15 protein-coding genes are annotated in these 22,044 nt (G+C 55.7%); all 15 read left to right on the forward strand.

Annotated elements, in window-relative coordinates; translation table 11 throughout:
- Window positions 1-368 precede the first annotated feature (368 nt).
- The 15 genes from SNR34_RS08295 to SNR34_RS08365 all read left to right on the forward strand — a co-directional run bounded on the left by SNR34_RS08295 (window position 369) and on the right by SNR34_RS08365 (window position 22,023).
- Window positions 369-1,751 (forward strand): ABC transporter substrate-binding protein, encoded by a 1,383-nt coding sequence (locus SNR34_RS08295; protein ID WP_486181678.1) that lies wholly within the window; start codon window positions 369-371, stop codon window positions 1,749-1,751.
- Window positions 1,752-1,867: 116 nt separating this feature from the next.
- The gene (locus SNR34_RS08300) at window positions 1,868-4,798 is read left to right on the forward strand and encodes an extracellular solute-binding protein (RefSeq protein ID WP_486181679.1); all 2,931 of its coding nucleotides are present in this window, start codon (window positions 1,868-1,870) and stop codon (window positions 4,796-4,798) included.
- Window positions 4,799-4,879: 81 nt separating this feature from the next.
- Window positions 4,880-5,785, forward strand: a complete 906-nt coding sequence (locus SNR34_RS08305; protein WP_236416334.1) for a carbohydrate ABC transporter permease — start codon at window positions 4,880-4,882, stop codon at window positions 5,783-5,785.
- Between the two features lies 1 nt (window position 5,786).
- A complete protein-coding gene (locus SNR34_RS08310; protein ID WP_236416089.1) occupies window positions 5,787-6,650 on the forward strand; it encodes a carbohydrate ABC transporter permease in 864 nt (287 codons plus the stop codon).
- Window positions 6,651-6,660: 10 nt separating this feature from the next.
- Window positions 6,661-8,160, forward strand: a complete 1,500-nt coding sequence (locus tag SNR34_RS08315; RefSeq protein ID WP_486181680.1) for an NHL repeat-containing protein — start codon at window positions 6,661-6,663, stop codon at window positions 8,158-8,160.
- A complete protein-coding gene (locus tag SNR34_RS08320) occupies window positions 8,141-8,761 on the forward strand; it encodes a Yip1 family protein (protein ID WP_343259811.1) in 621 nt (206 codons plus the stop codon). Before SNR34_RS08315 ends, SNR34_RS08320 begins: the two co-directional genes overlap by 20 nt.
- A gap of 14 nt (window positions 8,762-8,775) precedes the next feature.
- Window positions 8,776-11,373 (forward strand): DUF5696 domain-containing protein, encoded by a 2,598-nt coding sequence (locus SNR34_RS08325; protein WP_486181681.1) that lies wholly within the window; start codon window positions 8,776-8,778, stop codon window positions 11,371-11,373.
- Window positions 11,370-12,269: a carbohydrate ABC transporter permease gene (locus SNR34_RS08330; protein ID WP_486181682.1), complete on the forward strand. Its 900-nt coding sequence runs from the start codon at window positions 11,370-11,372 to the stop codon at window positions 12,267-12,269. The genes SNR34_RS08325 and SNR34_RS08330 overlap by 4 nt, the downstream gene beginning before the upstream one ends.
- An 82-nt stretch (window positions 12,270-12,351) precedes the next feature.
- Window positions 12,352-13,308 carry a carbohydrate ABC transporter permease gene (locus SNR34_RS08335; protein ID WP_438286770.1) on the forward strand — a complete coding sequence of 319 codons (957 nt, stop codon included), beginning with the start codon at window positions 12,352-12,354 and terminating at the stop codon, window positions 13,306-13,308.
- Window positions 13,309-13,607: 299 nt separating this feature from the next.
- Entirely contained in the window at window positions 13,608-14,150 is a 543-nt protein-coding gene (locus SNR34_RS08340) for a hypothetical protein (protein WP_486181683.1), read from the forward strand.
- Between the two features lie 191 nt (window positions 14,151-14,341).
- A complete protein-coding gene (locus SNR34_RS08345; protein WP_486181684.1) occupies window positions 14,342-15,964 on the forward strand; it encodes an extracellular solute-binding protein in 1,623 nt (540 codons plus the stop codon).
- A gap of 30 nt (window positions 15,965-15,994) precedes the next feature.
- Window positions 15,995-16,969, forward strand: coding sequence for an ABC transporter permease (locus tag SNR34_RS08350; RefSeq protein ID WP_236416076.1), 975 nt, complete (start codon window positions 15,995-15,997; stop codon window positions 16,967-16,969).
- Window positions 16,970-17,117: 148 nt separating this feature from the next.
- Window positions 17,118-17,987, forward strand: a complete 870-nt coding sequence (locus tag SNR34_RS08355; protein ID WP_236416330.1) for a carbohydrate ABC transporter permease — start codon at window positions 17,118-17,120, stop codon at window positions 17,985-17,987.
- Window positions 17,988-18,051: 64 nt separating this feature from the next.
- Window positions 18,052-20,472: a helix-turn-helix domain-containing protein gene (locus SNR34_RS08360; RefSeq protein ID WP_486181685.1), complete on the forward strand. Its 2,421-nt coding sequence runs from the start codon at window positions 18,052-18,054 to the stop codon at window positions 20,470-20,472.
- A 27-nt stretch (window positions 20,473-20,499) separates the two neighbouring features.
- The gene (locus SNR34_RS08365) at window positions 20,500-22,023 is read left to right on the forward strand and encodes a sulfatase family protein (RefSeq protein ID WP_486181686.1); all 1,524 of its coding nucleotides are present in this window, start codon (window positions 20,500-20,502) and stop codon (window positions 22,021-22,023) included.
- Window positions 22,024-22,044: the final 21 nt, after the last annotated feature.

Genomic DNA, 22,044 nt, shown 5'->3' on the forward strand with positions numbered 1-22,044 from the left:
GTTTCGGTTCGCTGTTATCCCTTAATTTTTTGCGGTTTATATACATATTTTTTTGTTTTGTTATTTCTGTTAAATAACATGATGTGTAGGAGTAAAACGATCTCTGTAGATGAGGAATGAATTCGGGAACAGGATAATATCGTTATAACAGGGGTTTTTAAGCTTACACAACCATGATACCAGAAAAAATAGAAAAAGTTAACAACAAAAATGTTGACGCTTACATTTCCGTATGTTAAATTTTGTTTGTCATAACCAAACAATAAAATAACGAATATTGAAAATTTTATAATTTCGTTAGGTTTGGTTGTTTATTTTCTTTTGAAGGGGAAAGTGGGTTACACACATTCGGGGAGGTTGTGGGAAGCATGAGAAAAACGTGGAATTTTTTATCGCTTCTGTTATTGAGCATGGTTTTGGTTATTTCCGGTTGCAGCGGCGGAGGGGGAACTTCGCCAGCAGCCGAAAATGAGCAAAACGCTGAATCAGGCACCGACACGGGAACCGCCCAAAACAACACGGAGAGCAATACAGAACCGCCTGCGGCAGACGTGCCGGACTTGAACGGCAGGGTCATTAAGGTTGCTGCCTGGTGGGACCTGAAGCCGGCGGGGGAAACGGCATCCGACAAGGCGCGCCTTGACAAGATAGCCGAGGTGGAGAAGAAGTACAACGTCAAGATTGAGTTCGTGAACGTGCCTTTCGAAGAATACATGAACAAGTTCACGACGACCGCGCTCGCCGGCGAGCCGTTTGCGGACATCGTGCAGATGGAGTATAAATCGGCGCTTCCGGCCATTCTCAAGGGTCAATTGCTGCCCCTGTCCGAATTTACCACCGACGAGAACAATATCAACAAGGAAGCGAACCTGATGACCAAATATCCGGCCATCGCCGGCGACTACTATGCATTCGATACACCGACCAGCATCGGTCTGGGGATGCACTATAACCGCGATTTGTTCAAGAAGCTGTCGCTCCCCGATCCGCAGGAGCTTTACAACAAAGGGGAGTGGAATTGGGACAAATTCCTGGAACTGGCGAAGCAGGCAACCAAGGATACGGATAACGACGGAAAGATTGATGTGTACGGATACTCGGGTTGGGCGATTGACGCGCTTCGCCACTTTACCGCAGCCAATGGCGGAACGATCGTGGACGACGAAAATGCCAAAGAAGGATTGTCCGATCCGAAAACGATTGAGGCCGCCGAGTTCGTCAAACGACTCTATAACGTGGAAAACGTCGTGAAAGTGAAGACCGGCGACAAAACCAATTGGGAAGAGTCCAACACCTTCAAGGACGGGGACGTCGCCCTGTTCACCGCTGCGGAATGGCAGCTTGGCGATATTACGTTTGCCGCCGGCGTCGTCCCGATTCCGAACGGCCCTCAGGGCAGCAAGGAAGTGACCTACGCCAACAATGCAGCTTCAGCCAAGTTCATTCCCAAAGGGGTCGAAGACCCGCAAATCGTGTATCAAATCTGGGAAGAAACGTTTGACATCCCGCAGATCGAAGAATATCCGGGCCAGGATTACCTGGAAAGCCGTTATACCGACGAGAGGGATATCGCCATGATTCGCGAGCATATCGCGGGCACGGGGCGCATCCTGCTGGATGATGCCTATGCAGGGTATCCGATCGGCGATTATGTAAACGATATCATCAAAAACAATGCGTCCGTGACCGCCACCGCCGAAAAATACAAGGCACAGGCTCAGGCCGCTGTCGACAAGCTCGGCAAACCATAATTCCAGCACAATCGGAAAGGGGTGTCGCGTGCCCGCAATGATGCACGGATGCCCCTTTTTCCGAGGTGCCGACGGAGGCAATGCTGGCATCAGCCTTGATGAGGAGGACTCGCAGGATGGCTGGAATGCGACGACGAAAAAAAAGAATTCTCACAGCTGCGATTGGGGTGGCTGCAGCGTTGTGCGTCATGCTTGTTCTGATTAACGGCATGGACGCGAAGAGCGAGGAAGTGCCTTCGGGACCCCTGCCCGAGATACAGGTGGATGCCGTTTTGCAGCAAACCAGGCAAAAGAACGGTTACGAGCAATATTTGTCGCGGGTGGGCACGGATGCCAGGCCCGAGGTAGACATCACTATCGAGGCCGGAAGTTATGCGCGGGCCGAGGGAGACGATGTGCGCCGGCTCGAAAACTACGAAGGCATGAAGGGTGTATCGTTGTACACGGGGGAAACGGGTCTCGTGGAGTGGGAGATCGACGTTCCCGAGAGCGGGCTTTACAACCTTTCCGCCGTATATTACCCGGTTGAAGGCAAGAGCTCTGCCATAGAGCGTGCGCTCTACATCGATGGCGAGCTTCCTTTTGCGGAAGCGGCTTATTTGCAGTTCGACCGTGTATGGGGCAATGAGAAGCAGGACGTCCAGCAGGACAATCAGGGCAACGATCTGCGCCCGAAGCAAGTGGAGAAGCCGCGTTGGATGGAGGAGACGTTTCGGGATTCGGACGGTTATGAACAGGAAGCCTTTCGGTTTTATTTGGCCAAAGGCAAACATGTGCTGACGCTGAAATCTTCGCGCGAACCGATGGTGATCCGTTCACTGCGGCTGTTCAATGACAAGCAGGCCGTGCCGTACGCGGAAACGGAGGCGGCCCGGCAAACGGATTTGTCCGGACAGCCGAAGGGGATCGTCCTGCGGATCGAAGGGGAAGCGGCCACCGCCAAGTCCTCGCCCACGCTGTACCCGACCAGCGAAAGATCGAGTTCGGCCGTATCGCCGTACAGCGCTTCCCGGATTCGCGTCAACACCATTGGAGGCTACAACTGGCGCCTGCCGGGCCAATGGATCGAATGGGAAGTCGACGTGCCGGAGACCGGACTTTACCATATCGGCTTTACCGCCCAGCAAAACTTTGTGAAAGGCATCTATTCGACCCGCAAGCTGACGATCGACGGCGAGGTGCCCTTCGCCGAAATGAACAAGGCGCCGTTCCGTTATGAGAGCGGTTACCGCGTGGACGTTCTGGGCGGCAGCGAACCATATCGGTTCCGGTTGGAGAAAGGCAAACATGTCATCCGGTTGGAGAACAGCCTCGGCGACTTCGCCCCGCTGATCCGCGATGTGGAGGACAGTTTGTACAATCTGAACTCCATGTATCGCCGCATTTTGATGATTACGGGCACCAAGCCCGACGAATTCCGCGATTATCGGGTCGAGCAGCAAATCCCGAACCTGCTGGAGGTGCTTGAAGGCGAGAGCAAGCGGCTCAAGCAAGTGGCAGCCCAGCTGCGGCTGCTGTCCGGGCAATCCGGCGATCAGGAAGCGCTTCTAAAGACGATGTCCCAGCAGCTGGACGAGATGGTGGAGGAACCGGATACCATTCCAAGACGGCTCGCGGCCTACAAAACGAATGCGGGCGGGCTTGGCACCTGGGTGCAGCAGGCGAGAGAACAACCGTTGGAGATCGATGCGTTGTATGTTACGTCGGTCGATGAGCGGATTCCCGAAACCGGCATGGGGCCGATGGCCAAACTCGGCCACGAAGCCAAAACGTTCTATAATTCGTTTTTCATCGACTACAACCAGATCGGCAACGTGGCATCCTCGGAGGAACAGCGCGCGATTACGGTATGGATCGGCAGCGGACGCGACCAGGCGAATACGATGAAAGCGATGATCGACGAGACGTTTACGCCGGAGACCGGCATCAGCGTCAATCTCAAACTGGTCAACATGGGCACATTGCTGCCTGCTACGTTGTCGGGAGACGGCCCGGACGTGGCGATGCAGATCGGCAACGACTTGCCCGTCAATTTCGCAATGCGCCATTCTGCCGTGGATCTGACGCAGTTCGGCGATTATGCCGAGGTGAAGCAGGAGTTCCGCGACAGCGCCATCGTGCCTTACGAATACGATTCGGGCGTCTATGCCCTGCCGGAAACGCAAACCTTCAACATGCTCTTTTACCGCAAGGACGTGCTTGAGGAGCTGGGGCTCGACGTGCCGCAGACTTGGGAAGACGTGGAGAGCACGCTTGCGATCTTGAGCAAAAACCATATGGAGTTCGGCATGCCGGTCGTGGCTCAGGCCAACATGCAGGGGGTCAACATCCCGCCGAACTCCCAGTACGCCACGATGCTGCTGCAAAACGGCGGGGCGTTCTACCGCAATGACGGCAGAGAGTCCGATCTCGACTCGCGAATCGGCATCGAAACGTTCAAGCGCTGGACCGAGTTCTATACGGATTACAAGCTGGAACGGGAGTACGATTTCGCCAACCGCTTCCGTACCGGGCAGATGCCGATTGGTTTGAGCGACTATACCACGTACAACCAGTTGTCCGTGTTTGCGCCGGAAATTCGCGGCTTATGGGGATTTGTGCCGGTTCCCGGCACCGTCCAGGCGGACGGTTCGCTGAATCGGGACGTTCCGAGCACAGGCAGCGCCGTCATGATGCTGCAGAACGCGCAGGATAAGGACGCCGCATGGGCGTTCATGAAATGGTGGACCAGCACGCCGATCCAGGCCGAGTTCGGCCGGGAAATGGAAGGGCTTATGGGCGCAGCCGCGCGTTATCCGACGGCCAACATCAAAGCGCTGGATTCCTTGCCGTGGCCGGCCGAGGACTATGCCAACCTCAAGAAGCAATTCGAGAGCGTGCAGGGCATTCCGGAAGTGCCGGGCGGGTATTTTACGGGACGCCACCTGTTCAATGCGTTCTACAAAACGGTCGTCGGCAACGTCGAGGCCAGGGAATCCATCATGGACTACACCCAATACATTCAGGACGAGATTCGGATCAAACGCAAAGAATTCGGTCTTCCGTAAGCAGAGGGAGGGTTAACCGTGTCGCAAATATCTCTCCGGGATGGGCAGGACGCCTCTCCCGGCCAATCGCCAAGAAGGGGCATGAAGGCCTGGTGGGGCTGGAAGCTGAAGGAAGTGAAGGCAAGCAAACATTCCTATGTGCTTCTGGCTCCGTACATGCTCCTGTTCACCCTGTTTACCGTCATCCCCGTCGCGGTCTCCATCATTCTCAGCTTCACGTACTTCAACATGCTGGAGTTTCCGCGGTTCATCGGTTGGCAGAACTATACGCGGCTGTTCCTGGAGGACGACGTCTTCCTGATCGCGATCAAAAACACGCTGCTTTTTGCCATCATCACCGGTCCGGTCAGTTATATCGCGTGTTTCGTGTTTGCCTGGATCATCAATGAACTGACGCCGAAATGGCGGGCATTCATGACGCTTATTTTCTATGCGCCGTCGATTTCGGGCAACGTGTATTTCATCTGGCTGATGATCTTCTCGGGTGACCGCTACGGCATCGCGAACGGCCTGCTGATCAAGTGGGGCATTCTGCTGGAGCCGATCCAATGGCTGAAAACGGAAGCGTACATTATGCCGATCCTGATTCTGGTCCAGCTGTGGCTCAGTCTGGGAACCGGGTTCCTCGCCTTCATCGCGGGACTTCAAACCGTCGACAAGTCGCTGTACGAGGCGGGTGCGGTGGACGGCATCAAAAACCGCTGGCAGGAGCTGTGGTACATCACGCTCCCTTCGATGCGGCCGCAGCTCATGTTCGGGGCGGTCATCCAGCTCACGACGTCGTTTGCGGTTGCGGACGTGTCGATCGCGCTGGCCGGATTCCCGAGCGTGAATTACGCGGCGGAGACGGTCGTCACCCATCTGATCGATTTCGGAACGACCCGGTTCGAGATGGGATACGCCTCGGCCATTGCCACCGTGCTGTTCATGATCATGGTCGGCACGAACCTGTTGGTGCAGAGAATGCTGAGAAGGGTGGGGGAATAACATGGCCGCGATCGCTACCGGCAAAAAACGGATCAACCGCTCGCGCGCGGGCAACTTCTCCCTGTTCGCCCTATTGCTCGTCTTCGGTGCGTTTATGGTGCTGCCGCTCATCTATGCCATCAACAATGCGTTCAAACCGCTTGATGAGATTTTCACTTTTCCGCCGACCCTGTTCGTGAAAAATCCGACGTTCAGCAATTTCACCGATCTGATGAACCTGCTGAGCGATTCATGGGTGCCGTTCTCCAGGTACGTATTCAACACCGTGTTCATTACGGGCATCGGCATCGTGGGCCACGTCCTGCTTGCCTCGGCGGCGGCTTACCCGCTGGCGAAGCACAAATTCCCGGGCAAGGCGTTCATGTTCCAGGTCGTCGTCCTGTCGCTGATGTTCACGCCTGCGGTCACGGCCATTCCGAACTACATGATCATGTCTTGGATCGGATGGATCGATACGTACTGGGCCGTGATCGTGCCTGCGTTCGCCTACTCGCTTGGGCTGTACTTGATGAAGCAGTTCATGGAGCAGATTCCGGATGCGCTGCTGGAAGCGGCCAAGATCGACGGCGCCAGCGAGTATCGCATTTTCTGGTCCATCGTCATGCCTAACGTGAAACCGGCCTGGCTGACGCTGATCATCCTGCTGTTCCAGATGCTGTGGGGCAGCGACGGCAATGGCTATATCTATAGCGAACAGTTGAAGACGCTTCACTACGCGGCAGGCCAGATCGTGCTTGGCGGCATCTCGCGTGCCGGGGCTGCTGCCGCGGTGGCGCTCATCCTCATGAGCGTGCCGATCACGCTGTTTATTTTCTCGCAGAGCCGCATCATCGAAACGATGGCGAGCTCCGGCATGAAGGAATAGGGGGATCGATATGGCACGCAGCGTAAATAAACGGCTTTCAAGCCATCGTTTCTGGCAATCCGCGGTCATGCCCTTTTTGGCCGCAATAATCGTTGTGCTTGCGGATCCGGCATCCGCGGCAGCCTCTTCGGCACCGTACGAGAGCTACAATTATAACTATTGGGAAGAAGCAGTACCTTCGCCGGATGCTTATTTGCCCTTGCGGACCATTTCGGGCAGCGACCTCGGCATCGGCGAATTCAAGGACCCAGGCGACGTGAACGTCTCTTCTGCCGGGAAAACTTACATTTTGGACAGCGGCAACAGCCGGATCGTGGTGCTGGACAACGAGCTGAAGCTGCTCCGGGTCATCGACGGCTTCATGCAAAATGGCAGTAAGGAGAGCTTCAACGTTCCGGGCGGTTTGTTCGTGGATCAGCAGGAGCGCATCTATGTTGCGGATACGGGCAACGGGCGCGTGGTCGTGCTGGATGAAGAAGGCGGCCTGCTGAACATGATCGCAAAACCGGAGTCCGACATTTTGGAAACCAACTTCCAACTCCAGCCCCAAAAGCTGACGGTTGACCATGTGGGACGGGTCTACGTCGTGGCTCAGGGCGTGTACGAAGGCATTATGCAATTTGATGAACACGGCGCATTCATCGGGTACGTGGGCACGAACAAGGTGGAACGCGATTACCGCGAGTACATCTGGCGCATGTTTTCGACCAAGGCGCAGCGCGCGCAGATGGTGCTGTTCGTGCCGACCGAATTTTCGAATGTGGACATCGATCCGAAAGGGTTCGTTTATGCAACGAACATCGATCCTGGCTCAAACGAGCCGATCAAACGTCTGAATCCGTCCGGCGAGGACGTGCTCAAACGCTTTGGCTATTTCGACGTCAAGGGTGACGTCGCCTACCGCAACAGCGTCGGGCCTTCCAAGCTCATCGATGTCAAAGTGCTGGGGAATGGCATGTACAGCGTGCTCGACGCGACGCAGAACCGGGTGTTCACCTACGACGACGAAGGCCATTTGCTTTATGTGTACGGAGGAAAAGGAAATCAGGTCGGCTCGCTCAAGACCCCCGTAGCCATCGAACAATCGGGTCCGTATTCGCTGGTGCTCGATCGGGGCAAGGCGAATCTGGCCGTGTACGAACCGACCCGCTTCGGTTCCAAAGTGAATGAAGCGGTCGTCTTGCATTACCAAGGCGAAGATACGAAAGCGGTAAACATCTGGAAGGAAGTGCTGCAGCTGAATGCCAACTACGACATCGCGTATATCGGCATCGGCAAATCGCTTCTCATGGAAAAGAAAAACAAGGAAGCCCTTGGCTATTTCGAACTGGGCATGGACCGCAAGAGCTACTCGGTAGCGTACAAGCGATATCGGCGGGAGATGATGAAGGAGCATTTCGGAACGTTTCTGACCGCGGTCATCGCGTTGGTCGCGGCCGTGGTTGCCGCTCGGCTGGCGCTCAAATGGAGACGGGGAAGGGGGGCGGACCGTGAAACAGGACTATATTAAGTTTCCGATGCATCTCATTTTTCACCCCATCGATGCGTTCTGGGACATGAAGTCGGATAACCGGGGCAGGCTGGTCTTTGCTTTCGGGGCGCTTGCGCTGACGATCGTGGTCATGATTTTGCAGAAGCAGTATGCCGGTTTTCTCGTCAATTATACCGATCCTCGTACCATCAACAGCCTGCGCGAGATTTTGACGATTGCCGTACCTGTTTTCCTGTGGTGCATCGCCAATTGGTCGATCACAACGTTGATGGAGGGGGAAGGCAAGTTCAGGGAAATTTTTCTGGTTACGGGTTACTCGCTGATTCCGATTGTCCTCATCAATGTTCCGTTGATTGTCATCAGCAACTTCATGGTGGCAGAGGAGACGGTGTTCTATTATTTGTTTACCAACATCGCTTTTCTATGGTTTGCGATGCTGCTGTTTATCGGCATGATGACCGTTCACCAGTACACTGTACTCAAAACGCTCGTGACGATGCTGCTGACGGTCATCGTGATGGGCATCATCGTATTTCTGGGCGCGCTTGTGTTCAGCATGCTGCAGCAGCTGTACGAGTTCGGCTACAACATTTACCGAGAGTTGATTTTTCGCACCTAAAGGAGGCGGCATCCGTGATCAAGAGGCAGCGATTATATACGGTGCTGGCCGGCGGAGCGGCTGTCATCGTGCTTGCAGCCGGGCTGCTGTACATGAACAACAAGGGCATTCCGGCGATTGATGCGACGGCATACGTCGAGGCATCGCCGATGGCAGGGGAGGAAGCGGAGGTACCCGCAGAGAACCTGCGATACATCGATGATACGTCCGTGGGCGTTCCCGGCATGCGGCTGGTGGCGGAGGAAGGCGGACTGGGCCTCTATTACAACGAGGAAACGACTGAAATTGCCGTGCGCGACGGGCAAAGCGGCCATGTCTGGTACAGCAATCCGGCGAACAGGGAACAGGATGGATTGGCGTCCGGCTACGAGAAAGAAATGCTGTCCTCCCAATTGGCCGTTTCTTTTCGCGATGCCATCGGCACGATGGAAACCTTCCCGAATTTCAGCGCCAGCATCGGCAACAAGCAGTTTGCGGCGGCCAATCTGGAGCAGGGAATACGCGTCACATACACGCTCGGCGATACTTCGCTCGGCATCGATGCCTTGCCCCGGCTAATTGGCAAGCAGCGTCTGGAAGAGAAGGTATTGTCGAAGCTGGAGGCATCGGCGGCGAAATACGTTTCCGCCCGCTATTACCCGACCAAGGACAATCCCGATGTGCTGGAACGCCTGGACGGACAGGTATCGAAGCCGCTCGTGCTGAGCAAGATGCTTGATGCGTTCGGGAAGGCCGGGTATACCGAGGAGGATCTGGCTTACGACAATCGGGAAAATGGCATCGAGGGCGGCGGCGCATCCGATAAACCAAGCTTCGTCATTCCCGTGGAGTACCGGTTGGACCAAGGCTCGCTGGTCGTGACCGTTCCGCTTGGCCAGGTGAAGGAGAACGGGCCATACCGCATCCGCAATATCGATTTGCTGGCCTACTTCGGCGCGGCCGGAGCGGACGAGAAAGGTTACATGTTCGTTCCCGACGGCTCGGGCAGCCTCATCCACCTGAACAACGGCAAGGTAAAAGAAGAGCAATACGTGCAGCGGGTCTACGGGACGGACCCGAATGACAACTCTTACGCACGTCCCCAAGTGAGCGAGTCCGCGCATATGCCGGTATTTGGCCTGAAGAGCGGGGAGCATGCCTGGTTTGCGGTCATCGAAAAAGGGGATGCCATCGCCGGCATCGCCGCGGATATCGGCGGCCGTCAAAACAGCTACAATCACGTCTACGGCACATTCTTCCTCCGCGGGGAGGATGAGCTGGAAATGTATACGTCCCAGAATATGCAGGAAATCCAGCTGCTGAGCGAGGAGCCGTATAAGGGAGACATTCAGGTCAGATACACGTTCCTGAACGGGCCTGAGGCGAATTATTCCGGCATGGCGCGCTCGTACCAGCAGCAGCTCGTGGAACGGGGGCAGTTGAAGCCGATCGGGGAAGAGGGCGGATTGCCGTTCTATGTCAACGTGCTCGGCGCGGTGGATAAACGCGCTTCGTTCCTTGGCGTCCCATATCGCTCTCTCATGGCCATGACCACTTACGGGCAGGCTTCCGAAATGGCGGCCAAGCTGCGGGAAGGCGGCGTGAACGAGGTGCAGATGCGATTTCAAGGATGGTTCGGCGGGGGAATCAGTCACCGTACGCCAACCGCCGTCAAACTGGACGGCGAGGTAGGCAGCCGTTCCGAGCTGCGAAGCCTGTCGGCCGAATTGAAGGATTCGGGGGGCGGTCTGTACCCTGACGTGGCTTTTCAGCGGATTTACCATAACGATCCGGGTTTTGCCCCGGCTTCGGATGCGGCCCGGTTCGTGACCAAAGAAACGGCGGAGCTGTATCCGTACAATCCGGCCCTGAACCGGATGGACTTGACCAAGGACAGCTATTATTTGTTGTCGGCCGCGAAATTGCCGCATGTGGTGGACACCTTTGCAGGCAAAACCTCCGGTCTGGAGCTCGGCGCGTTGTCGCTGCGCGATCTGGGGCAGGTGTTAAGCGCCGATTATCGCGACAGCCGCGTCATTCACCGCGAGACGGCCAAAAACATCGTCAAGCAGCAGCTGGAGCGGCTGCATCAGGCTTATCCGGCGCTGATGCTGACGTCCGCGAACGCATACGCCTGGCCGTATGCGGAACATATCGTCGATGTGCCGTCCGGCTCCAGCCGGTTTAACATCGCGGACGAAGAGGTTCCTTTTTACCAAATGGTCATTCACGGATATGTGGATTATGCCGCATCGCCCATGAACACGACGGGGGACCAACGTTTGCGGAAGCAGCTGCTGCACAGCCTGGAGCTGGGGGCGGCGCCTTATTTCGAGTGGACCTATGAGCCTGCTTCGCGATTGAAAACGACGAATTACGATTCCGCCTATGCAACCGAGTATACGTACTGGCTTGACGAAGCGATCGAACTGTACCGGGAGGCCGACAGTGTGCTCGGGAAAGTGCGGAACCGCCCGATGGTGGCGCATGAACGTCTTCAGGAGGGGGTCGTCCGCGTGGAATACGGCAATGGAACCGAGCTGCTGATCAATTACACGGCGAGTCCGGTGACGATCGGCGGCATCAAGATTGAGGCAGAGGATTATGTGCTGAGGGAAGGGGTGGAAGGATGAAAACCGTTCGCATGTCGCTCAAAACGCGAAGGGCGTTGCTCGGGTTAGCCTTTGTGTCCCCGTGGCTGATCGGCTTCATTTTCCTGTTCGCCACGCCCCTGCTGCAATCCATCCGCTTCAGCCTCAGCCGTTTGTCGGTTGCCCCGGGCGGATACGAACTGGAATTCCTCGGGCTTGAAAATTTCAAAAACGCGCTGCTGGTCGACGCCAGCTTCAACCGCGTTCTGCTCGATTCGGTAGGGACCATGCTGCTGAACGTGCCGATGATCCTGTTTTTCAGCCTGTTCACCGCCACGCTGCTGAACCAGAAGTTCAAAGGCAGGACGGCGGCGCGGGCGATCTTTTTCCTGCCCGTCATTCTGGCCTCCAGCGCGGTTGCGGCCGCGGAATCCGCCGGACTCATCAACCTGATGGGCGATGCAAATGCGGTCGAGGCGTCCGCCGGCGGCGGCACGTCCTTCAACGTCGTTTCCATCGTGCGCATGCTGGCCGACGTCGGCTTGCCTGCCGCGTACGTGGACTACATCGTGGAAGCCATCATGCGCATCTACGACATCATCAGCAGCTCCGGGGTACAGATTCTGATTTTCCTGGCGGCGCTGCAATCCGTGCCTGGCTCGATGTACGAGGTGGCCAAGATGGAAGGCGCGACCGGCTACGAATCGTTCTGGAAAATCACGTTTCCGATGGTAAGCCCGCTGATTCTGACGAACGTCATTTATACGATCATCGATTCGTTCGCAGGCAGTCCGGTGACGGAAATGATTTACCAGACGGCCTTCAAAACGCAAAATTTCGGACTCAGCTCCGCCATGTCCTGGCTGTATACGCTGGTGATCGGCCTGGTGCTGGTCGTTGTCGGCTGGGTGCTGTCCCGCCGCGTTCATTACAATTGACGGTTAATGCAGAAGGAGGCATCAGACTATGGCCGTGCCTGGCACAGATCGCATGGTGGTTGTCCCGAAGCCGAACTATCGCATGCAGAGGGTCCGCAACCAAACGTCGGATCTGCTCTATTCCATCTTCAGGTATGCGCTGGTCATCGGGATATCTTTTATCATCCTGTACCCGTTGTTTCTTAAAATTTCGGTGGCGTTCAAGGATAAGCAGGACATCTATAATCCCACCATCTACATGATTCCGCAGCATTTCACGCTGGAAAATATCAAACTGGCCGCCCAGGTGATGAACTACTGGCCTTTGTTGGCGAACACGCTTCTGTTCGTCGCGATTACGACGCTGTTGACGGCCATATCCTGCGCGCTGGCGGGATACGGGTTCGCCCGATTTTCGTTTCCGGGCAGCAGCGTGCTGTTCGTGCTCGTCATCCTGACCATCCTCGTGCCGACGAGCACGCTGATGGTGCCGATGTATTTGCATTTCCGCAGCTTTGACATTTTGGGCATCATCGGCCTGTTTACCGGGAAAGAAGGCGTTAACCTGCTGAATACGTACTGGCCGTCGGTGATTACGGCAGCCACTGCAGGCGGATTGAAAGCAGGGCTGTTCATTTATATTTTCCGCCAGTTCTTCAAAGGCATGCCGAAAGAGATCGAGGAGGCGGCGCTGATCGACGGTGCGGGCGGGTTCCGGACGTTTGCGCGCATCATGCTGCCGAACGCGGTGTCGCCGCTGATCACGGTGATCCTGTTTTCGTTCGTGTGGCAGTACAACGATACGTTCTACTCGTCCCTGTTCATGAGCGAAAGTCCGCTCATCTCGCTGAAGGTGGCGTCGCTGCCTGCGCAGGCGAACCAATGGATTCCACAGTTGATGGGATTCGGTTCGAGCTCGGGCATGAAGGCAGATCCGAACTACGTGGCGATGATCGTGGATACGGGCATATTGTTGGCCATTGCGCCGCTGATCATCCTCTATTTGTTCGTGCAGCGTTATTTCGTGGAAAGCATTGAACGTTCCGGCATCGTCGGCTGATTCGGTCAGCCTTCGAAAATGAATTTATGAATGTCGGGCGATAAGCTGTTTTTTTTGAATAGAATGTGGCTTGTGGTCGAAAAGGCGTTCCTGTCAGTTTTTGAGCTGATACGGGATGCTTTTTTGCGTGCCGAAGCTTCATGGAGCGGAATTCACGGACCCAATTTTCTCCGACATGAACCGGAAGGGGACGAACCATTTATGCTGACGTATTCCATAAAATGGTTCCCAAGAAGGTTCGACTCATGTACACTAGCACTATCATTGACAAAATCGATGCCAACGGAGGCTCAACTTCCATGAATCATCCAAGTGCCTATCATTATTATGACAAGCGGTTCGGTCCGTTCCGCAATCTGTCGAGCCTGAGCGAACGCGAGGCGGAAACGGTCACTGCCGGGCTGCGTGAGGAAGGACGCAATTTCGCGAGTCGGCGATCCGCAGATTACATGGTTGTTCGGCGTAAGCTTGAGCGGAGAGCGCGAGAGCTGTTTATCGCCAAGGGTGGTCGGCCGATGAACCCGTATCCCCATTATCTGACGCTGGGAGCATGCGATTGGCTGGAATCCTGGTACGCGGAGCCGGATCGGATCAAGATTGGCTGGGAGCAATTGCGGGCCGATGCGGTAAGTTTTACATATGGCGATCTTTTTCCGACCATGCGCTACGAAGACGGCAAGCCTTACCGGAAGAAAATATATACCAAAGCTGAAATCTTGGACGTGGTTCATACCTACGGCTGGCCTCAGGATTGGAACCGAAATGGTAACCAGGGTCCGGAACGATACATCGAGGTCCAGATCTGGGACGAAGATCTGATCAGAGAGCACGGAAGGGCTTGAATCCCTGTGCCATGGCGGTCTTCCCTGCTTGCAAAAAAGTGCAATTGCAGGAAATTCGGGCATTCGTTATAGTGTGTGAAAGCTTTGATCGATACGGGAAAGGCTTGCCGAGCCCGAAAATCAAAGCCCATTTTTCAAGCCTTAATCCGATTAATTAGATAGGTTTAAAAGGCTAAGGGAGGACGAAACCGATGCTGCACATGGAGAAAAAAAGGAATGAACAACCACCGGCGGTCAAACGCAATAACCGCAATAATCGCAACCTGGCTTGGATCATCTCGGTGGTGTTGGTGATGACGGTGGTGCTGAGCGCGTGCGGCACCGGATCCAAGGAAGAGGCGCAAACCCAAGGCGGTGCAGTCCCTTCAAACGATCCGCTCGAACTCAGCATCATGACGATTACGCCGAGTGCCGTGCCGGCCGCGGACGACAATGTGATCAAACGGGAAATCGAGAAGGCCACCAACTCCAAAATGACCATTCAATGGGTATCCAACAACATCTACACCGACAAATTGAATCTGACGCTCGCTTCCGGGGATATTCCCGATTTGATCATGATCAACGATCCTTTTGGCAGCACGTTTACGAAAATGGTCAAGCAGGGCGCCTTCTGGGATATCACGCCTTACATTCAGGATTATCCAAACCTGAGCAAACGCATTCCGGACATTGCCTGGGAAACGACCAAAGCGGCAGACGGCAGCAATTACGGCATACCGCGGCCAAGGCCGGTGACGGGGGATTCGTTTTTCATCATCCGCAAGGACTGGCTCGATAAACTGAATCTCAAGGTACCGGAAACGACGGATGAGCTGTTTGAAGTGATGCAGGCGTTTGTGGAGCAGGACCCGGACGGCAACGGGAAAAAGGATACCACGGCGCTGGCTGCCTACGTCAGTCCGGACGATCTGGGTTGGGGCGGCAATCTGGGGCCGGTGCTCGGTGCTATCGAGAGCTCGTTCCTTGGCATTAACGGCAATTGGAAGTGGGACGAGGCTCAAGGAAAGCTGGTATATAGGGAGCTTCTTCCCGAAGTCAGGGAGTCCCTGCAGTATCTGACCAAGGCGTATGCAAACGGCATGATGCCGGAAGACCTGTTATCGCTCAAGCTGACGCAAGCAAGAGAGCTGTTCAAGCGCAACCAGGCGGGAATCATCGTGGACAAAACGGGCACCATGCGCAAAATATACGCCGACGATCTGAAAAAGGTGGACCCCGATTTCAAATATACGGATTTCTATCCGCTTACCAACCTGAACGGGTATAACCCGAAAGGTGCGGGGTACAACGGCATTCTGGCCATTCCTTCCAGCGTGCCGGAAGAGAAGATGAAGCGCATTTTGCAGCTGGTCGATACGTGGATGAACCCTGAAGTGTTCGAAATTCAGCATTACGGCATCGAAGGCGTGCATCATACGGTCGTGGACGGCAAAAAGGTGGCGAACAGCGAAAAACTGACGGCGGACAACGCTTCGGACTTCAACCATATCGTAAATATCATCGACTTGCCGTGGGATACGACGGCGGAGACGGAAGAAGAGACGCAGGCCAACGAATTGTTCAAAAAAGTGGAAGAGGAACGTGACCAAACGAGCGTGGCCGACTTGACGGCAGGATTGCAGTCCGAGACCGGGCAGAAGATTCTGCCTGAACTGAACAAAAAAATCCAGGATTTGAAGGCGAAAATCATTCTGGGCCGCGAACCGATCGAGGCATGGGATGCATTTGTGGAATCGCTGCGCAGCGACCCGAACGTGCAGGCCATGACGGACGAGATGACCGAGGCGTACAAGAAACGGAATGGCCAATAATGATGCATGCCAAGGAAGGAGGTGCGGAGCATGAGTTTGCATGAGCAGCGCATGGGCGCGTTCGGGAAGAAGCGAAACCGAATCAAGACAAGGAAAAGCGGCGCGAGTCTCTTGTCCGCGCTCAAACGCGACCGATCGTTATACCTGCTGGCTCTGCCTGGCCTGGCATTCTTCCTTGTCTTCAAATACATGCCGATGTGGGGCATCGTGATCGCTTTTTTTGACTATTCGCCCTTTCGTGGGCTTCAAGGCAGCGAATGGGTAGGCTTGCAGCACTTCTCGCATTTTTTCAGCAATCCGGATTTCCTGTTATTGTTCCGCAACACGCTGGCCATCAGCTTGCTGAACCTGCTGCTGTTCTTCCCGTTCCCGATCCTGATCTCGCTCTGTCTGAACGAGCTGCGAAGCACAGTGTACAAACGGCTGATTCAAACGGTCATCTATATGCCGCATTTCCTGTCATGGGTCATTATTGCGGGACTGACACTGCTGCTGTTCGCCAAAGGGACAGGGATCGTCAATGAATTGTTTGCCCTGTGGGGCTGGCCGCGCTTCGATCTGCTGACGAACCCGGATTCCTTCTGGATCATGGTAACCCTGCAGGCGATGTGGAAGGAAGCGGGATGGGGAACGATCGTGTTTCTTGCCGCGATGGCCGGCGTGGATACCCAATTATACGAGGCGGCGAGAATGGACGGGGCGGGAAGACTGCGCCAGATCTGGCATATTACGCTGCCCGCCATCCGAGGCGTGATCATCGTGCTGTTTATTCTGCGGCTGGGAGACATCATGGAAGTGGGGTTCGAGCAAATTTTCCTGATGTATAACGGCGCGGTGTCCCAAGTGGCCGAAGTGTTCGATACGTATGTGTATCGGATGGGTATCGAGCAGGGGGATTTCAGCTACAGTACGGCGGTCGGGCTGTTCAAATCCATGGTTGGCCTTGTGCTTGTCGTGATTTCCAACCGCATCGTCAAACGTCTTGGGCATGAAGGCGTATACTGATCTGCTAAGAGCTGCAAGGACTTAAATAAACCGCAAAAACATACACACGTTAACGGAGAGGCAGAACCAATCTGAAGAAGCGAAGCGGTCACTTGAAAAGCTTTCTGAAAGAAAGCTGCATCATATGGAGAGGAGGTTGCAGGGCGTGCTGCACGTAAAAAGAAGTGAACGGATCGGCGGGTGGCTTAATGCCATCGGGCTTGGAGTGCTTGCCGCCGCCATGTTTTTCCCGCTGTACTATGTGCTCGTCGTTTCGTTGACGGACCCGGGGGAATATTTGCAGAAAAAAATCGTGCTGTTCCCGGAGCGTTGGTCCACCGAGGCTTATGAATACCTGCTGTCCACGCCGGCCTTTGCCCGGTCGCTGGGCAACAGCGCCTTTCTCGCGACCGTGGGCACGGCGCTCAGCCTTGTCGTATCCTCATCGCTCGCGTATGCGCTGTCCCAGCGCAGATTCCGCTTCCGGCGGACGATCATGCTGCTCATCGTGCTGACGATCCTGTTCAGCCCGGGCATGATCCCGAATTATTTGCTCGTACGCGAGCTGGGGCTGATCAATAACATTTGGTCGCTGATTTTGCCCGCGCTGGCCAACGGATGGACGGTGTTATTGATGAAAAACTTTTTCGACAGCCTGCCTGAGGAAATCGGCGAGGCGGCAGCCATCGACGGCTGCAGCGCCATTCGCACATGGGTGACCATCGTGCTGCCCTTATCCCTGCCGGCCCTGGCGGCCTTTGGCCTGTTCTTCGCGGTCGGCTTCTGGAACCAATTTTTCACGGCACTGCTCTATTTGAACGATTCGGCCAAATGGCCCATTCAGGTGCTTCTGCAGAACATGCTTCTCGGCGCGTCCAATATCGATCTGGTCACGCCGGGGCAGCAGGTGGAGACGCCTCCGACCGAAATGCTGAAGATGGCGGCGATCATCGTGGCCATCCTGCCCGTGCTGGCGGTGTATCCGTTCCTGCAAAAACATTTTGCCAAAGGAGCATTGATCGGTTCCGTGAAGGGATAGGTTGGCACACGCATGGTGTGGGTGGGTATCAACGCCATATTTATGCAAGGGAGGAGGGATCAACATGTTCATCAAGCGTATGGTCCAAGGGCTTCCGGGAGGGCGGTATTTCAGGCGCAGCCTGCTGACGATGCTGATGATCGCGTGCATTCCGGGTATCGTTACCGGCGGGCTGCTGTATATCTGGATCAACGTGCGCATGGAAAGCATATTGCAGGAGGCGCACGCGAAACAATTGGAGCAGAGGGCCCTCTGGGTCGGAGAGCAGCTGGATACGCTTGAATTGAACTTTTCGCAATGGGCGTTCGACCCGGTGTTCGACCATCGGCTGAAAGAGCTGGATTTTATCTACAAATACAAGCAGGTACACGAGTTGTACCGCCTGCTGCTCATGATCTGCCACTCGAATCCGTTGATCGACGACGTGAAGTTGTATCTGAAAGAACCGAGAGCGGTCATGATGAATTCCGAACGGTACGATTTCCTGACAGCGCCTGCGGAGATCAGCAGTTATGAAGGATTGCTCAGGCGTGCCCAAGGCGCATACTGGACACGCTCTGCAGACGGCGCATCGCCGATGCTGGTCAATCGCCTGCCTGCCGGCGCCGGGGACACGATCGGAGCATTGATCCTGACCGTGGACGCGGGGCAGCTCGAAAGCATGTTGGGTACGTTGTCCCCCTACGCTGGCGGCACCACGTTTCTGCTGAATGCGGACGGAACGCCATTGTTTCCGCAGGATCGGGAGGTATCGGCCTTGCAAGCGGCCGTCGGCCTTGAGCGGAATCGGCTGGCAGACAGCGGAAGTCCGAACTCCTTCCTGATGGAATATGAAGGAACGACGTATTCCGTGCTTTCCGGCGATTTTCGCAGGTTGGGCCACGACTGGATTTACGTTTCGGCCTCTCCCCTGAACGAGATCGTGGCGCCGATCGTGAGTGTGCCGAGATTGATTTTGGCGGTCAGCGGAGCAGGGCTGCTGCTGGCGCTCGCGTTATCCTGGATCGGCTCGCTCCGGTTGTATCAACCTTTGCAACGTTTGCTGCGACTGTTTACGGGCATAGAGCCTGCCGGCATAGAACGTGGGCGCCAAGAAAGCATGCCGGGCAACGACATGCTGTCGGGAAAGCGCAGGTCAGCGTCACGAATGGATGAAATGAAACATATCGAACAGCACTGGCTTGGCGTGAAAAGGGAGCGCGAATCATTGCAGCAGCGGTTGGAAGAACAGCTTCCTCTGGCGCGGAACAATTTGCTCCAGCAGCTCACGCTTGGGCAGCTTCATTCCTCTTCGGACCGCGAATGGCGGGCCAGGCTGGCTGAGCTGGGATGGGCCGTGCAGGATGAACACTTTATCGTCATGCTGTGCCATATCCGCCCGGTCACCCTGCTGCAGAAAAACGGAAATCCGTTTGGCAAGGAATCTCCGGAGTGGATCGGCATCATGGCCGCCGACATGCTGACGCAGCGGGCCGGCGAATTGCCTTGTCTCTCCGAGACGATCAACTATCACGATCTGTCCATCGCGCTGCTGCTGGCCGTTCCGCCGCATGGGGAATCAGGCATCGGCATATCCCGATTCAGGGAAGAAGTGTGCCGGATCGGGCAGCAATGGATCGATGCCGTTCAGGCGGAATGGGGCGTGCGGGTCACGGTGGCCGTCAGTCAAGCATGCGCCGATGCGACCCATCTTCCAAAGCTTGTTCAAGAGGCGCGCGCAGTGCTGAGAAAAAGGCGATTTTCTTCCGCTTCTCCGCTCACCGACATGGCCGAGAATGCCGAAGAAGCCGGTATGGAGCGGGCGTTCTATCCGCTGGAGCTGGAGCAGGATATCCTTGCCGCATTGCGAAACGGAAGCGAGCAGGAAGCAATGGATCGATTTCGCGATTTTGCGAATCGTTATGCCGCTTCCGCATCGCCCGGGGAGCAGGTTCGCCAGGCCATGTATCAGCTGCTTGCCCATATCCAGCATGCGCTTGCGCAATTGGGTGAAGATCCCGTGCGGCTGTTCGGGTTGGGGCTCTATGAAGAAGTGATGGAGCTTCATGATCTGGAGGAGACATGCGTGTGGTTCAGGGAGCGGATCATTCGCATTTGCGTGGAGGAATTCACCGGGCGGGAGGAGAAGCAGGTACAGATGGCGGTCCATCACATGAAGGAACATGCCGAAACGCAGTATGCCGAAGCGCTGTCCCTGGACGAACTGGCCGATGCTCACGGAATCCATGCCTATACGCTCAGCCGGGCGTTCAAGCAGGCATTCGGGCAAAATTTCGTCGACTATCTCACAGCCGTCCGTTTGGAGCGGGCCAAGGAGTTGTTGAGGACGACCGACGTCAAAATCAGCGAAATTGCGGAACAGGTCGGTTATCAGCCAAGTTATTTCAATCGTTTGTTCAAGAAAAGCGAGGGCACGACACCGAACCGGTATCGACAGGACCTTCAAAGGCAGGACGTGCATGCTCGGGATGACCGTTCCGTCTAAAAAAGCCAAAGGAGCGTGAGAGGCGACGTGTCACAGGAATCGCATAATCAGCCGGACATTATTTTTCTCATGACAGACCAGCAGCGATGGGATTGCATCGGTCAGTATAACGAATATATACGCACCCCGAATATCGACCGGATTGCCGCCGAAGGCATTACTTTTCAGGAGGCCGTGTGCCAGGCGCCCATGTGCGTGCCGAGCCGCAGCTCGATGATGTTCGGGTATTACCCTTCGCAGCTTGGCGTGCGGACGAACTACGGCGGGCTGTTCGAAGAAGACAGGCTGCCGTCGGAACCGCTGCCGGAGCTGATGCGCCGTGCAGGGTATCAGACCGCCGGCTTTGGGAAAACGCACTGGAACCATGCCGAAGGCGTGGAAGAACCGTCTACCCGCGGATTTGAAGTGCGGGCCGTCGGATTGGCGCGCACAAGCGGCCATTACGAACAGGGAGCGACCATGATGGGAGACACCCATGCCGAGGATCTGGAGGCGTACCATCGGGAGACGAAGGATTTCGGCGGCGGCGAAGAAAACGCGAACGGTTATACCGGGATGACGAGCCAACTTGAGATGCATCAACACCGGGACGGATGGGTTGCGGAGCAGGCGCTGCAATTTTTGGAAGACGGCGTGGATCCGGATCGTCCGTTATTTTTTTACTTGTCGTTTCTCAAACCGCATGCCGGCTTCAATGTGCCGAAAGCATTTGAGGATCTGTACCGGCTGGAGGATATCCCCGACATCGCGCAGCCGCCCTGGCTGGACGAGCCGGACACGCATCTGTCCGCATCCGATGAATTAAATCCGCACAGCCGGCAATCGTATCTGGACAAAAGGCAGGTGTGGGAGCAGCGCAGTCCGGAAGAACGCAAACGGACCACGCTGAGATATTGGGCGAACTGTTCCTGGCTGGACCATTATTTCGGGCGTGCCCTGGAGAAGCTGGAGCGGCTTGGCAGACGACGGGACACCCTGGTTGTTTTTCTGTCGGACCATGGTGAGATGCTGGGCGAACGGCAATACCGGTTTACCAAATACAACCTGTACGACAGCAGCGTCAGAGTGCCGCTCATCCTTTCCGGATCCTACATACCCGAGCGGAACCGCGGAACCGTCGACGCCAAACCCGCAGAACTGGTCGATGTGGTGCCGACGCTCATGGAGGCAGCCGGGCTTGAACCGAACCCGATGCTTCCCGGCGTCGATTTGCTGGGCGGGCTGCGGCATCGCGGCACGTTTTGCGAGTTCCACGGCAAAGGCGTAACCGCGCCTCATTCGGCACCCGCGTATATGTGGCGGACAGGGGAATGGAAGCTCATTTTGTATATCGAAGGCTCCGTCGCGCAGGCAGCTTCCCGGGTTCATGAAACCAAAGGAGAGCTGTATCACTTGCTCACAGACCCCAATGAGTGGGACAACCTGTATGAGCGCGAAGAGCACGCGCGGATCAGGGAGCAGCTGAAGACCGAACTGTTGATGCATCTCGCGGTCAGCTGGGCCAAAGGGCCGTTTTTCTACGATCGCGGCGGACTGAAACCGTTGAGGTAGATTGCCTGCGACGGACGTGAC

Source organism: Paenibacillus sp. XP01 (assembly GCF_057364885.1).

Excerpts from the sequence above, each read along its gene's own strand:
- SNR34_RS08295 (WP_486181678.1), top strand. The coding sequence starts at position 369 with ATGAGAAAAACGTGGAATTTTTTATCGCTTCTGTTATTGAGCATGGTT.
- SNR34_RS08300 (WP_486181679.1), top strand. The coding sequence starts at position 1,868 with ATGGCTGGAATGCGACGACGAAAAAAAAGAATTCTCACAGCTGCGATT.
- SNR34_RS08305 (WP_236416334.1), top strand. The coding sequence starts at position 4,880 with ATGAAGGCCTGGTGGGGCTGGAAGCTGAAGGAAGTGAAGGCAAGCAAA.
- SNR34_RS08310 (WP_236416089.1), top strand. The coding sequence starts at position 5,787 with ATGGCCGCGATCGCTACCGGCAAAAAACGGATCAACCGCTCGCGCGCG.
- SNR34_RS08315 (WP_486181680.1), top strand. The coding sequence starts at position 6,661 with ATGGCACGCAGCGTAAATAAACGGCTTTCAAGCCATCGTTTCTGGCAA.
- SNR34_RS08330 (WP_486181682.1), top strand. The coding sequence starts at position 11,370 with ATGAAAACCGTTCGCATGTCGCTCAAAACGCGAAGGGCGTTGCTCGGG.
- SNR34_RS08335 (WP_438286770.1), top strand. The coding sequence starts at position 12,352 with ATGCAGAGGGTCCGCAACCAAACGTCGGATCTGCTCTATTCCATCTTC.
- SNR34_RS08340 (WP_486181683.1), top strand. The coding sequence starts at position 13,608 with ATGAATCATCCAAGTGCCTATCATTATTATGACAAGCGGTTCGGTCCG.
- SNR34_RS08345 (WP_486181684.1), top strand. The coding sequence starts at position 14,342 with ATGCTGCACATGGAGAAAAAAAGGAATGAACAACCACCGGCGGTCAAA.
- SNR34_RS08350 (WP_236416076.1), top strand. The coding sequence starts at position 15,995 with ATGAGTTTGCATGAGCAGCGCATGGGCGCGTTCGGGAAGAAGCGAAAC.
- SNR34_RS08360 (WP_486181685.1), top strand. The coding sequence starts at position 18,052 with ATGTTCATCAAGCGTATGGTCCAAGGGCTTCCGGGAGGGCGGTATTTC.